Source organism: Bacteroides sp. 1_1_30, from assembly GCF_020982715.1.
Lineage (GTDB): Bacteria > Bacteroidota > Bacteroidia > Bacteroidales > Bacteroidaceae > Bacteroides > Bacteroides xylanisolvens.
In genome coordinates, this window is sequence record NZ_JAJKHN010000050.1 from 36,217 (window position 1) to 48,948 (window position 12,732).

Annotated in this window: 12 protein-coding genes; 6 read left to right on the forward strand and 6 right to left on the reverse strand. The window is 44.4% G+C overall.

Annotated features, from left to right (window positions below):
• The first annotated feature begins 8 nt into the window (after positions 1 to 8).
• The 4 genes from LPH68_RS15515 (at position 9) to LPH68_RS15530 (ending at position 6,901) form a co-directional block, all read left to right on the forward strand.
• Positions 9 to 1,649 carry a PKD-like family lipoprotein gene (locus LPH68_RS15515; RefSeq protein ID WP_008016860.1) on the forward strand — a complete coding sequence of 547 codons (1,641 nt, stop codon included), beginning with the start codon at positions 9 to 11 and terminating at the stop codon, positions 1,647 to 1,649.
• Between the two features lie 55 nt (positions 1,650 to 1,704).
• Positions 1,705 to 2,661, forward strand: coding sequence for a fimbrillin family protein (locus tag LPH68_RS15520; protein WP_004314313.1), 957 nt, complete (start codon positions 1,705 to 1,707; stop codon positions 2,659 to 2,661).
• 42 nt (positions 2,662 to 2,703) lie between these two features.
• A complete protein-coding gene (locus LPH68_RS15525; RefSeq protein WP_230296975.1) occupies positions 2,704 to 5,271 on the forward strand; it encodes a zinc-dependent metalloprotease in 2,568 nt (855 codons plus the stop codon).
• A gap of 274 nt (positions 5,272 to 5,545) precedes the next feature.
• Positions 5,546 to 6,901 carry an ATP-binding protein gene (locus LPH68_RS15530; protein WP_004314315.1) on the forward strand — a complete coding sequence of 452 codons (1,356 nt, stop codon included), beginning with the start codon at positions 5,546 to 5,548 and terminating at the stop codon, positions 6,899 to 6,901.
• Between the two features lie 127 nt (positions 6,902 to 7,028).
• Here the strand turns inward: LPH68_RS15530 and LPH68_RS15535 are convergent, their stop codons facing one another.
• From LPH68_RS15535 to LPH68_RS15555, 5 genes are all read right to left on the reverse strand, one after another.
• Positions 7,029 to 7,478, reverse strand: a complete 450-nt coding sequence (locus LPH68_RS15535) for an N-acetylmuramoyl-L-alanine amidase (RefSeq protein WP_004314316.1) — start codon at positions 7,476 to 7,478, stop codon at positions 7,029 to 7,031.
• A 72-nt stretch (positions 7,479 to 7,550) separates the two neighbouring features.
• On the reverse strand, positions 7,551 to 7,844 hold the full coding sequence (locus LPH68_RS15540) for a hypothetical protein (protein WP_055235366.1): 294 nt from the start codon (positions 7,842 to 7,844) through the stop codon (positions 7,551 to 7,553).
• 121 nt (positions 7,845 to 7,965) lie between these two features.
• Positions 7,966 to 8,460 carry an HU family DNA-binding protein gene (locus LPH68_RS15545; RefSeq protein ID WP_004314318.1) on the reverse strand — a complete coding sequence of 165 codons (495 nt, stop codon included), beginning with the start codon at positions 8,458 to 8,460 and terminating at the stop codon, positions 7,966 to 7,968.
• Positions 8,461 to 8,649: 189 nt separating this feature from the next.
• Positions 8,650 to 10,029 (reverse strand): replicative DNA helicase, encoded by a 1,380-nt coding sequence (gene dnaB / locus LPH68_RS15550; protein ID WP_192923066.1) that lies wholly within the window; start codon positions 10,027 to 10,029, stop codon positions 8,650 to 8,652.
• 47 nt (positions 10,030 to 10,076) lie between these two features.
• Positions 10,077 to 10,700, reverse strand: coding sequence for a hypothetical protein (locus LPH68_RS15555; protein WP_004314320.1), 624 nt, complete (start codon positions 10,698 to 10,700; stop codon positions 10,077 to 10,079).
• Positions 10,701 to 10,783: 83 nt separating this feature from the next.
• Here LPH68_RS15555 and LPH68_RS15560 point away from each other — a divergent pair, with 83 nt between their 5' ends.
• Positions 10,784 to 11,047 (forward strand): hypothetical protein, encoded by a 264-nt coding sequence (locus LPH68_RS15560; protein WP_004314321.1) that lies wholly within the window; start codon positions 10,784 to 10,786, stop codon positions 11,045 to 11,047.
• A 156-nt stretch (positions 11,048 to 11,203) separates the two neighbouring features.
• On the opposite strand, the gene LPH68_RS15565 is transcribed toward LPH68_RS15560, so the two are convergent.
• Positions 11,204 to 11,473: a DUF4248 domain-containing protein gene (locus LPH68_RS15565; protein WP_004300655.1), complete on the reverse strand. Its 270-nt coding sequence runs from the start codon at positions 11,471 to 11,473 to the stop codon at positions 11,204 to 11,206.
• A gap of 202 nt (positions 11,474 to 11,675) precedes the next feature.
• Here LPH68_RS15565 and LPH68_RS15570 point away from each other — a divergent pair, with 202 nt between their 5' ends.
• Positions 11,676 to 12,620, forward strand: a complete 945-nt coding sequence (locus LPH68_RS15570) for a site-specific integrase (protein WP_004314322.1) — start codon at positions 11,676 to 11,678, stop codon at positions 12,618 to 12,620.
• The last annotated feature ends 112 nt before the right edge of the window (positions 12,621 to 12,732 follow it).

Consider the following 12,732-nt stretch of genomic DNA (forward strand, 5'->3'; position numbering starts at 1 on the left):
AATAAATTATGAAGCGAAAAACAATACTATTCATTTCAATCCTGCAGCTTCTCGTGATAACCGGCTGTTATGACGATTTGGGAAACTATGACTATACAAACTCTACCAAAGTTTCTTTTGTGAACTCCGCTTCATCGGACTACACGTTTATGGTAGGCGACCTTTTCGAGATGGATGCGCCCATCAACTTCTCAACGGACATCGGGAATGTTGATGAACTTTTCACCGTTCAATGGTATCTGAACCGTGAACTGATCTACACAGGTTATCATCTGAAGTATCAGTTCGAAAAAGGCGGAACGTACGAACTGATACTGAAAGTCATCAATAAGGAAACGAATGAAACATACATCAGCAATAAATATACCTTGACGGGAAAGAACAGTTTCGACTGGGGCTGGATGATTCTCTCCAACAAAGGAGACGGAAAATCTTCTTTATCTTTCATCAATCCCGGCCTCCGGGCTACGCACGATGTAGAAAACATCATCGAAGATGGTCTGGGTACAGACCCGCTCGGGATCTATTACTATTATGTATTAGGCTCTATCTCCGGTTCCTACGTGTCAGGTTTGCCGAAAATCCTGATAAATCAGGGTAGTGGAAGTGTCACGCTAGATGGCAATTCGTTGCAAAAAGACATGTGGCTTGCCCACGAATTTGAAAACCGTAAAGAGCCGGAAGGCTTGAAGATAATGGACTTCGCATTCAAGGAAGAATATTACGTGATTTGCTCCGAACAGGGGGAAGTGTATATCCGTGCCGTAGGCACTGACAATAAAGCGATTCCTTATTACGGGAAGTACGGCGCCATGCCGTATGAGTTTGAGGGAGGTAGCCGTATCACCTGTTTCGCACCGTTCCACAACGTCACTTATTGGTGTGCCGACGAAGAACGTTGTATCTTGTATGATGAGCAAAATGCCCGTTTTATCGGCATTACACATTATCCGCAGTGGGGAGCAGTTTATACTCCTGCCATCGTCTACTTCAAAACATACGATCAGGATTTGGAAGTTCCCTCCGGTGTGTTGCGGGTGAACAATATGGGAGCGGGAACCCGCTGCCTGGCAATAGGGGCTTACGAAAAGAAAGATGTAGCCTCCAACGGCGGGCTGACATTTTGGTCAAACTACGTGTCGCTGATTGACGTGCAGGGAACCGGAAATTATGATTTGCACGAGTTTGCCGTAAAAGACATGGATAATAACTCTCACCTGATAACCGGTACGGATCAATACGGATTCAGCGGCAGCTCCTTATTGACTCCGCAAAGTGTCATTAAGATGTCCTCCAATTTTGAAAAGAACCCTTATTTCTACTTTACCGATGGAGATAAGAATCTCTATATATACAGTATGCAGATGCGCAGTCATATGCTGGCTTACACAGCAGGCAGCCGTATCACCGGCATCAGTGGAAGTCCTGTTGTTTGTGAGTTTTATGGCTATGGGGGAAATAGCACTGATCCGAATTTCCGGCTGGCACTTTCGCAGGAAAATGGGGATATCGCCATCATCGATGTAAACACGAGCCAGATGGTACGTCTCTTCGAAGGTTTTGCTCCCGATTTGGAATTGAAGACTTTTAGCGGGTTTGGCGATGTGAAAGGCATGGTATGGTGCACGAACTATGAAGGAGAATATTAATTGGAAAAAGAAAATAACCTATCAGTAAATAATTAATCATTTAAACGAGAAAAGTATGAAAAATAGACTGTTTTATTTTGCTGCTTGTGTAGCTTTAGTATTGTCTTCAGTAAGTTGCAGCAGTGACGATGGTGAAGAAGAAGATGCAGATATTCCCGTAGTGGGGAAAATTGCTGTTTCCGGTGCTTATAATGTGTATTCCCATGGAAGCCAGGGATGGATTGAAGCGGACAAGATAGGAATATATGTGTTGTCCGATGGCAAACCGCAGGATAACTTGCCGTATGCTCCGTCGGAAGTAGCGGTGGCTACTACTACAGAATTGGATGGTAAAACGTATATAGTATATGATCGTGATAGTCGTGTGACTGAAGATATTACGCTGAATCCTTCTTCCGAACTTGCTGCAGGATTTAAGGGTGGCGATCACACTATTTATGCCTATACGCCCTATAACGCAGCTTCACAAGATTATAAGGCTGTCGCTTTGCCCAACTTAGCTGTGCAGGAGTATTATGAATCAGAGTTTATGCCGCATCGTAATTATAGCTTTGCTTATGCTTCGGCTACTACATCTAGCTATTCTGCTGCAACTGTTTCTTTGGGAGAATTCAAACCATTGTTTTCTCAAATCACTTTACCGGGTGCGGGATGCCCGGATTCTTTTGTCGGTAAGAAATTTACTAAAGTGGTGGTGAGCTGTGACCATCCGATTGCCTACGAAGATGGAGCAACTGTAGATTTGTCGACAGGTAAAATTTCCGGTACTCCGATAAACAGTATTACTTATAATCTTCCTAATGGCGGCTTCGAGATAACTGCCGGGTATTTTGGTGCCAGTTTGGAGACCTGTTATATGATGATTGCCGTACCTTTTGAAACAGGGCTAACTTATACCTATAATTTTACTTTGACAATTGATGGACAGGAATATACTATTTCAGGCAAACCGAATGAAAAGATGTCTAGTATCAACAACTTAAATATGTATGGCATTGCCGGTATCGAATAATTATTATCTTTGTATCTGTATATAAATATTAAAAAAGAAAGCATGAAGAAATTAGTTTCAATTCTGATGATTCTGGCAATGATCGTTCCATTGGCCGGAGCACAATCGACGGACATCTTCAAGAAAAAGAAGAAAAAGAAGAGCAAGACGGAAGCGGTGGATAAAGCCAAGGCTGACTCCATTGCCAAGAGTAAGAAAGATGCTCTGCAACCTTACGCAAAAGTAATCACCGGCAAAGCCAAAACAATGGACGGCTTTTTTAAAGTGCATTACGTAGATGGTAAATATTTCTTCGAAATAGCCGACTCTCTTTTCGGACGTGATATTTTGATTGTGAACAGAGTTGTGAAAGCACCGGTAGACGCGCAGAAACGTAAAGTAGGCTATCCGGGAGATTACATCAGCGACGAAGTGATCCGTTTCGAGAAAGGACGCGGCGACAAACTGTTCGTGCGTGAAATCTCTTATCTCGAACATTCTGCTGATACACTGGGTATGTATCAGGCCGTATTGAACTCCAATGTTCAACCCATTGTGGCCACCTTCCCGCTGAAAACTGTCCGTAAAGAAGGAGAAACTACCAACTATGTGATCGACATGACCGACTATATCCGTAAGGACAACGAAATGTTTTCATTCACCAGCCGGGTGAAAGACAACATCGGAGCGAGCAGCATGGTAGACGACGCCAGTTATATCGACACACTGAAAGCCTTTCCGCACAACATCGAAATACGTACCGTGCGTACCTTCCAGCGGAAGAAAGGAGGAGGCAGTGGACTTGAGAAACTGCTGGCAGCTTTCTTTGCCACCTCTACCACTCCGTTGACTTACGAACTGAACAGCTCTATGCTATTACTTCCCAAGGAACCGATGAAACCGAGATTGCACGACGACCGGGTAGGTTATTTTGCTGTGAGCTATAAGGATTTTGACGAGAATCCGCAAGGAGTGAAGTATAAAGCGAATATCACCCGCTGGCGTCTCGAACCCAAAGACGAAGACCGCGAGAAATACCTGCGTGGCGAATTGGTGGAACCAAAGAAACCGATTATCATTTATATCGACCCTGTCACTCCGAAGAAATGGGTTCCGTACCTTATTCAGGGAGTGAACGACTGGCAAGCCGCTTTTGAGAAAGCAGGATTCAAAAATGCAATCTTCGGCAAAGAAGCACCGACGGACGATCCTACCTGGAGCTTGGAAGACGCCCGCCATTCGGCTATCGTGTACAAGCCTTCCGATATTCCGAACGCAAGCGGACCTCACGTGCACGACCCTCGCAGCGGTGAAATTCTTGAAACGCATATCAACTGGTATCACAATGTGATGAGCCTGCTTTACAACTGGTACATCGTGCAGGCAGGAGCCATTGATCCGGGAGCACGCAAACCGATGTTCGACGATGAACTGATGGGCGAACTGGTACGTTTTGTATCTTCCCACGAGGTGGGACATACATTAGGACTGCGTCATAACTTCGGTTCTTCCAATACCGTCCCGGTAGAGAAACTTAGAGACAAAATATGGGTGGAAGCCAACGGTCATACACCGTCTATCATGGACTATGCACGCTTCAACTATGTGGCACAGCCGGAAGACAACGTTTCACGTTCGGGAATATTCCCCCGTATCGGTATGTATGATAAATGGGCGATTGAATGGGGCTATCGTTGGATGCCTGAATATGAAACGGCGGAAGCCGAAATACCTCACTTGAATAAGTGGATCATTGAGAAGCTGCGGGAGGACAAACGCTATACGTTCGGAACGGAACTCGACAGAAACGATCCCCGCAACCAGAGTGAAGATTTGGGAGATGATGCCATGCTGGCAAGCTCGTATGGAATCAAAAACCTGAAACGTGTGATGCCTGAAATCATGAACTGGACTTATGAACCGAATGAGGGTTATATGAAAGCTGTCCGTTTGTATCAGAATGTGGTGGGACAATTCGACTTGTACATGGGCCATGTGGCTACCAATGTGGCCGGTATCTACCACAATCCGATTTCTGTGGAACAGACAGACATGAAAGCGGTGGAATATGTTCCGAAGGATATTCAGAAGAAAGCGGTCGACTTCCTGAACAAGGAACTGTTTACCACACCGACCTGGCTGATGGATGATAAACTGTCCGAAAGAACTGGTATCAATACTTTCAATTCGATCTACCGTGTACAGAGCAGTACATTGAAACAACTGCTTAGCAGCCGCACACTTGATAAGATGACGGACAACGAACTGGTCAACGGAGCGAAGGCATACACAGCCAACGATTTGTTCCGTGATTTGAAGAAGAGTATCTGGAGCGATATGCAAGGAGGAAAGAAACCGGATGCTTCCCAACGTAGTTTGCAAAAGACTTATGTCAATGCGTTGATTGGAATGCTTGATAAACCGAAGAACAGTTCCGGTTCGCTCGGAAGTCTGGGTGGTTATTCGCTCGTAGCTTTCGATTTCCCTTCTGAAGCACCGACTATTGCACGCGGACAGTTGACTGATCTTAGAAGAGACCTGACCAATGCGGCAAATGCTTCCAGTGGAATATACAGAAGTCATTATCTGAACTTGAAAGCGTTGATTGATGCTGCATTCGACGTGAAGTAGAAAAATAATTTACGATTAAGTTCATTTACGATTAGACGATTTACGATGTACGATTGGAGTTAGTACATGGTAAGTCGTCTAATTTGTAGATTAGCTGATTGTAAATACGTTCTTTTTGCCCCATATTTACGACAGTATTAGGTGGCTTTGCCCCATTTTTGAAACATGAACGATAGACTTTTGCCCCATCTTTGAAACAAAATCAATGGTATTTTGCCCCATCTTTGGAAATTCTTTATAACTTTGTTGCTGAAAATCAATAAATTTGTGGTTTATGTTTAAAAGAGATATCTTATTTCATCTGGAAAGATGGAAAGACGATACGCATAGAAAGCCTTTGATATTGCGTGGAGCAAGGCAAGTCGGTAAAACAACGGTAGTCAACGAATTTGGAAAGCAGTTTGACAATTACCTGTATTTGAATTTGGAGAAACGGGAGGCAGCATCCTTGTTTGAGTTGAATGTATCTCTAAAAGATTTGATGCCTTTATTTTTTGCACATTGTGGAAAGATAAGGAATGAAGGAACTATATTACTTTTTATTGATGAAATTCAAAATTCAGCAAAGGCAGTAGCGTTATTACGCTATTTCTATGAAGAATTACCTGATATTTATGTAATTGCTGCCGGTTCATTATTAGAAAACCTGATAGATGTACGTGTTTCATTTCCGGTGGGAAGGGTGCAATATATGGCATTGCGTCCTTGTTCATTTCGCGAGTTTCTGGGTGCTGTTGGAGAAGAACCTTTATTATCCGTTTTAGATAAGCCTGAAATCACTCTCGCTTTCCATGATCGTTTGATGTTATTGTTTAATATCTATACGTTGATTGGAGGTATGCCGGAAGTTGTGCAACTCTATGCGGAGCGCAGGGATATTTTATCCTTGGAGTCCACTTATGAAACTCTTTTGCAAGGCTACCGGGATGATGTGGAAAAATATGCTTTGGGAAAACAACTTCCGGAAGTGATTCGCTTTATATTAAAAGAAGGATGGCATAAAGCTGGACAAATTATAACTTTAGGAGGATTTGCTGGTTCGTCTTATAATGCTCGGGAAGTGGGAGAGGCTTTTCGTTTATTGGAAAAGGCGATGTTGCTGGAATTAGTTTATCCGACTACGGCAACGGAAGTTCCGGCCACTCCTGAAATAAAGCGTATGCCCAAACTGGTCTGGTTAGATACAGGATTGGTGAATTATGCGGCACAAGTACAGAAAGAGGTTTTGGGAGCAAAAGATATAATGGATGCTTGGCGTGGTATGATAGCGGAGCAGATTGTAGCGCAAGAACTGTTGACACTGACAGATAAAGTCAGTCAGAAACGTTGTTTCTGGGTGCGTAATAAAAGTGGTTCTAATGCAGAAGTCGATTATGTGTGGGTGCAGGATTCTATGGTTTATCCCATTGAAGTCAAATCAGGGCATAACGCCCACTTGCGTTCCTTACATTCTTTTATGAATCACTCTAATCAGACTGTTGCAGTCAGAATATGGTCGCAGCCTTATGCTGTGGATGAGGTAAAGACGGCAGACGGAAAAGAATTCAAATTGATAAATCTACCTTTTTACCTCGTTGGAAAATTAGACAGCATATTGCGTCGGTTTGAAACAACCTTTGATAACGCGTAGTCTAGCAAAATCATAAGTTAAAGATTAGGCACGGATTACATAGATTTCACGGTTAGTGCTATGCTTGTACAAAGCAACCGTGAAATCCGTGTTATCCGTGCCTAAATTATAATAAAGCTATTTTTTTTTAGACTTTATCCCAATCCGTTTCAGCATTAAAACAGGGACAGGCCTTGATCCATTCTTCCGGTTCTATTTCGCCGTTTCCGTTCAGGTCGGGACTTAGATCCCGATGTCCGCAGATCCGGCAATTCGGATAATCTTTCAATAAAGCGAGAATCAATACCCGGAGCGAATGTTTCTGCCATTCGGTACGGGTATCTTTCGGTTGTCCTTTGCAATCGAGTCCGCCCTCATAGCAGATACCTATACTTTCTTTGTTGAAACCGCGGCTGTGCGCACCAATTCGTTCTATCGGACGGGTAGATTTTATATCCCCGTTCTTGCGGATATAGAAATGATAACCCGTTCCGTTGAATCCTCGTCTGCGATGACAGACGTCCAGGTCATATTCTGTGAAACTCTTGTCTTCGCGCGTAGCGGAGCAATGGATTACTATCAGGTTTATAGTTCTCATGAATGGATTAAATAGATTGAATAGGTTCTGTAAATTGCACAGGTTCCATAATTTGCATTAATTGAATCATTATCATGCCTCTGCTGCACTACGTTGTGCACATTCCTTATTAATACATTGTAAGGCAGCAGCCTGTGCCAGTTGACCTCTTAGCGAGAAGATCTCTGTATGCATCTCTTTCACTCTCGAGCTAAGGTCGAAATAATCCTTCAACACTTTTTCCAACTGCTTCATCAGAAAAGTATATTGGTCTTTCACCAGTTCGCTGAACTCTTTTACTTCTTGCGCCATTACTTTGCGCTTTTTGCGATTACTACCCAGAAAGGGCAGGATCGTCATAATGATCTCTATGATTTTATCGAGCATTTTAATAAATTGAGGATTGAAAATTGAGAATTAAAAAATAAATGTAGAAGAAAACAGAAACCGCATGGAGAGTAACTGTAGAAATCACTCTGTAATACCCATGCGGCACTGTTTTTAATGATTAAGCTGCCGGGTCCGGAGCTTCTCCGCTTCCACCGCTACCGCTGTTTCCACCATCCGCGTCTTCTCCGTCACCCTTTCCGGCCAGGATGAAATCGACATTATTCTCGCCTCGGGTAGTGGCATGACTCGTATTCACCAGCTGAAGTGCCTTGTCTGCCACAAAACGAACATTTACTCTGCGGATATTGCGCACCGTGCAATCCTTCTCCTTTTCCGCCCCTTCGCTGCTCAACGTGATATGGAACGTGCCCAATCCGTCGATCTTCACCTTGTCGCCCTGGGTAAGCGACAGGCGCAACTGCTCAACAAAAGCCTCGATGGAATGCTTCACATCTCCTGCTGTAAGCGATGAGTTCGCTTCGATGGCATCGGCCAGCTTGTTGATGTCCATCACTCTCACTGTACCCGATTTCTGGCGTACATAATACAACATCTGTGAATCCGGCTGATTCACATACTTTCTGCGCTGATAGCGCTCCACTAATACATTCATACAATTAAAAAAGTTAAGGTTTAAGTAATAATATTTTCTGTCCTTGTTGACATTACAAATATACGAAATTTGAAAGGGAAAGTCAAGTATTTTGCTATTTATTTTATATCAATAATGAAATAAAAAAAGAAATTCCATACAGCTATATATTGTAATATAAAATTGTATGGAATCGGGGTGAATCTGTATCTATTTAGCATGTTTCAGCATGTATTCCAGCGGTGGGACGTATTCGGTGATTTTTGTCATTGCCGAATTATGCCTGAAGTATACGTTTCCCGTCTCTCCGTTGCGTTGTTTGGCTATGATTGCTATGCCTAGTTCTTCGGTAGGGTAACCGCTTTCGCGGTCGGTTGTTATTCGTGCGAGGGCGGGGCGGTAGAGTAATATCACGACGTCCGCATCCTGCTCGATTGCGCCACTTTCGCGGAGATGTGCCAGTTCGGGGCGGCCTGCGGGGCGGTTTTCCGATTCGCGGTTTAGCTGGCTAAGCAGTACCACCGGTACGTTTAGCTCTTTGGCCAGCAACTTCGCTTTGCGGGTGGCTTGTGCCACTTCCTGTTCGCGGTTGCGGTTGTTTTGGCCGGTTGTCATGTCGCAGAGTTGCAGGTAGTCTATAATGATCGCGTCGCACGCATGTTGGCTTTGCAGCAGTCGCGCGCTGGATCGTACGTGTTCCATGTTGACCGAGGTGCTGTCGTCTACGTGTATCGGCAGACGTTTGAGGTCGGCGGCTGCCGTGCGTGCCTCTGCAAGCTCTTGCGGGCTGACGGTTCCCGACCGCCAATGGCGGGCACTGACTTCGCTGGCTGCTGTCAGCCATCGGTCGGCCAGTCTTTCTCCTTGCATTTCGAGGCTGTAGACGGCTACGGCATGTCCTGCCATGGCTGCGTTTCGTGCCAGATGTAGTGCGAATGCCGTTTTTCCTACGCCGGGACGGGCGGCGATTACCACTAGTTCGCCGTTTTGGAGTCCGGACGTCATGCGGTCCAGGTCTGCCAGTCCGGTAGGGATGCCGGTCACTCCGTTTATGTTGTTGGCAATACGTCCTTCGGCTTCGGTCATGGTGGCGGTCATCAGTTCATCCATGTCCCGCATGTGGTTGTTGTGGCCGAATTCGCCTTCCAGACGGTCGAGCAGGTTGTGCGCGTTCATCAACGAGTCGTCGATGTCCATCGTTTCGTCTAGCGAGCAGGCGAGTAGTTTGTTGAATCCCAAGGTCATTTCGCGTCGTAGATATTTCTCGTGTACGATCTGCGCGTGATATTCGAGGTGGGCGGAAGTCGCCACTTTGCTGCTCAACTGGGTGATGCCGAACGCTCCGCCCGCCTCTTCGAGCTTTCCGCGGTGGGAAAGCTCTTCTTTTACGGTGAGGATGTCTATTTTCATTCCGGCGTGGTACATAGCCAGTATGGCGGCGTAGATCAGTTGGTGGCGCAGGACGTAGAACATTTCGGGGCGCAGCTTGTCGGCTATCAGTGGTATAGCCCTCTGCTCTATCAGGCAGGCGCCGATGATGGCTTCTTCTATTTCGGGAGCCTGTGGTGAAACTCTGTTTTCGGTATTCATAATCAGTGTTTGTTTAATCAGTCTTCGTTTAATTGGGATTCGTTTTATCAGTATTCGTTTAGGAAAGCTTTGTTGGATAAATAGCTGGCGGCGTGGAGCAGGTAGTTGATGTTTGTTTGGTGGAAATAATAATCTTCTACCTTGTCGATGGCGAGTTGCTGTTCCTTGTCGCTTAATTTTTTCCATTCGCGTTGCGCTTTGGCGATGTTTTCTTTGGGAAGCTGCGTGATGCTGTGAAACTCATTCCAAAACAGGCGGAACTTCTCGTTGACGGCTTTCTTTTTCTGCTTGCCGCTGTCGGGGGCTCCTACCCATTTGTCGTATTCGACGACACGGATATGCAGGGACGAGTTGTTGGGATGGGGGACGATTTCGATGATCCCCAGGATGGCAAGGGCGTGTATGAATCGGAAGGTTTTTCCGACAGACCAGCGGAAAATGCGGCTCCAGTCGCGGTAGCTGAACATGCTTTCGCCTCTTTTGCACAGGTAGTCTTTGTGCTGCCGGTCGCTGTATAACGTGTCCGAATAGTTTACTTTCATCAGGATTTTCAGGAGCGCTTCTATTTCTCCGGCTTCTATGTTCGGGTCTTCTATCTGTTGTTGTAGCAGGGCTTTGGGGATAATGAGAAAACCATGTTCCATCATGGCTTCAAAATTGAAATTGTTCATTGGGTTATCGTTTTAAATTTCTGTAAAGGTACGCCGTTCTTGTGCGATGCGCAAGGGGTGTGGTTCCGTGCGGACGGGTGTGGATGAATAAAGGGTGCCGCGATGCGCAAATGGCTGTTTTTTTCTTCTTTCATGAAGCCGGGGAAGGAGTGGGGATGGAACGAATGCTCTGTTGGTGGTTGGCGGAGCTTCTGTTGGTGGTTGGTGGAGCTTCTGTTTGTGACTGGTGGAGCTTCTGTTGGAGAAAAAACAAAGCCTTCGTTTGGGGGGATTCGAAGGTCTTGTTTGTAGTGAAAAAACGGTCATTTTTGCCGAACGCTTTGTGGAACGCTTTTTTCTTTCTGTAAATAGCTGTATGATTGGTAGTTATCTTCGTTTTGAAAAAAAGTGATGAACGCAAAGTGGAATACATAATAAACAATAAAAGATAAATGATATATTTAAAAATATATAGTTCGATTTTCCTTTTATTTCTTGTCCGTGTTTTCGTTTTCTGTTACGCGCTAAACGTTTGTCGGCAAGTCAATGTGGGGAGGTCCCCAGTGTCGGTAGATGATTAGCTGCATTTCAGGACTGACATCGATTGTTTGGCTGGTGTAATACGCAGCAACCAGTTGTTCGTTCAATGTCTTGTTTGCTTTAATGCGTTTGCGCATTTTTTTGCTGGCGGAAGAAGCGTTTGCCAGATCGGGAAAATACTCCTTCGCCAATTCGGAGAAATACTTGAATCCATTAATGCTGTAGCGTTCGGCAGCTGGTTCATTGTTGTTCATAATTTTTTTATACTTTAAATGGTTAAAATAATATGTTGTTTGAAAAATTGCGCAAATGTATGAAATTTACTTTGATGATTAATGTAAATGTTTTAGTTTTTATTTTTTAGATTTTATGTATGTAAATTTTTGAAGATATATTTTTGTATTTTACTAAAGTAAAATGTGGGAAAAGTAAATATTAATTATTAATTTATTTTTAATGAAAAAGGAAAGTTTTACTTTGTTTATGAAACAAGTGGCTGTTGATTTGCAGCAGAGTGGAAATTTAGGGACTGCTCATGTATACAGAAGTACGTTGAATGCGATTCTTACTTTTCAGGGTTCCGATCGTTTGTCGTTTCGGGAAATCACTCCGGAGTGGCTGAAGCATTTTGAGGGTAGTCTTCGTGCACGTGGGTGTAGTTGGAATACGGTGTCTACGTATCTTCGCACGTTGCGTGCGGTTTACAATCGCGCTGTCGATCTTCGGAAGGCATCATACGTGCCGCATCTTTTTCGCTCCGTATATACAGGTACGCGGGCAGACCGCCGTCGGGCATTGGATATGGAGGATATGAAGAAGGTATTTGCCCGTCTGTTGCAGTCGGACGCCATCACTCCTGCCATGAAGGGGGCGCAGGAGTTGTTCATTCTTATGTTCTTGCTTCGGGGACTGCCTTTTGTCGACTTGGCTTATTTGCGCAAGAGTGATCTCCGGGGAAATGTGATTAGTTATCGTCGTCGTAAAACGGGACGTCCGTTGTCTGTGACGTTGACGACGGAAGCGATGTTTCTTTTGCAAAAGTATATGAATCGGGAGGAACAGTCGCCTTATTTGTTCCCGATTCTTCATAGTGACGAAGGTTCGCCAAAGGCGTATAGGGAATATCAACTGGCATTGCGCAATTTTAATTATCAGTTGGAATTATTAGGAAAGGCATTGGGACTCAAAGACCGGTTGAGCTCGTACACCGCCCGCCATACCTGGGCTACGACTGCGTATTATTGCGAAATTCATCCGGGTATTATTTCCGAAGCGATGGGACATTCGTCCATCACCGTGACAGAAACTTATTTGAAGCCTTTCCGAAATAAGAAAATTGATGAAGCAAATATGCAGGTACTTGATTTTATAAAACGATCTGTGGTCGGCGTAAGTGCTTGATTTTTATTCTGTTACTTTGTAGGTAACGGGTTGAAATATCGGTGCAAATATGAGCATATTTCTTAAAACAACCAAACGAAATCATACATTTTTTCTAATAAACTACTCAAAA

What these genes read in the sequence shown, in the direction of transcription:
- LPH68_RS15515 (WP_008016860.1), top strand. Translation starts at nt 9, where the DNA reads ATGAAGCGAAAAACAATACTATTCATTTCAATCCTGCAGCTTCTCGTG.
- LPH68_RS15520 (WP_004314313.1), top strand. Translation starts at nt 1,705, where the DNA reads ATGAAAAATAGACTGTTTTATTTTGCTGCTTGTGTAGCTTTAGTATTG.
- LPH68_RS15525 (WP_230296975.1), top strand. Translation starts at nt 2,704, where the DNA reads ATGAAGAAATTAGTTTCAATTCTGATGATTCTGGCAATGATCGTTCCA.
- LPH68_RS15530 (WP_004314315.1), top strand. Translation starts at nt 5,546, where the DNA reads ATGTTTAAAAGAGATATCTTATTTCATCTGGAAAGATGGAAAGACGAT.
- LPH68_RS15535 (WP_004314316.1), bottom strand. Translation starts at nt 7,478, where the DNA reads ATGAGAACTATAAACCTGATAGTAATCCATTGCTCCGCTACGCGCGAA.
- LPH68_RS15540 (WP_055235366.1), bottom strand. Translation starts at nt 7,844, where the DNA reads ATGCTCGATAAAATCATAGAGATCATTATGACGATCCTGCCCTTTCTG.
- LPH68_RS15545 (WP_004314318.1), bottom strand. Translation starts at nt 8,460, where the DNA reads ATGAATGTATTAGTGGAGCGCTATCAGCGCAGAAAGTATGTGAATCAG.
- dnaB (WP_192923066.1), bottom strand. Translation starts at nt 10,029, where the DNA reads ATGAATACCGAAAACAGAGTTTCACCACAGGCTCCCGAAATAGAAGAA.
- LPH68_RS15555 (WP_004314320.1), bottom strand. Translation starts at nt 10,700, where the DNA reads ATGAACAATTTCAATTTTGAAGCCATGATGGAACATGGTTTTCTCATT.
- LPH68_RS15560 (WP_004314321.1), top strand. Translation starts at nt 10,784, where the DNA reads ATGAATAAAGGGTGCCGCGATGCGCAAATGGCTGTTTTTTTCTTCTTT.
- LPH68_RS15565 (WP_004300655.1), bottom strand. Translation starts at nt 11,473, where the DNA reads ATGAACAACAATGAACCAGCTGCCGAACGCTACAGCATTAATGGATTC.
- LPH68_RS15570 (WP_004314322.1), top strand. Translation starts at nt 11,676, where the DNA reads ATGAAAAAGGAAAGTTTTACTTTGTTTATGAAACAAGTGGCTGTTGAT.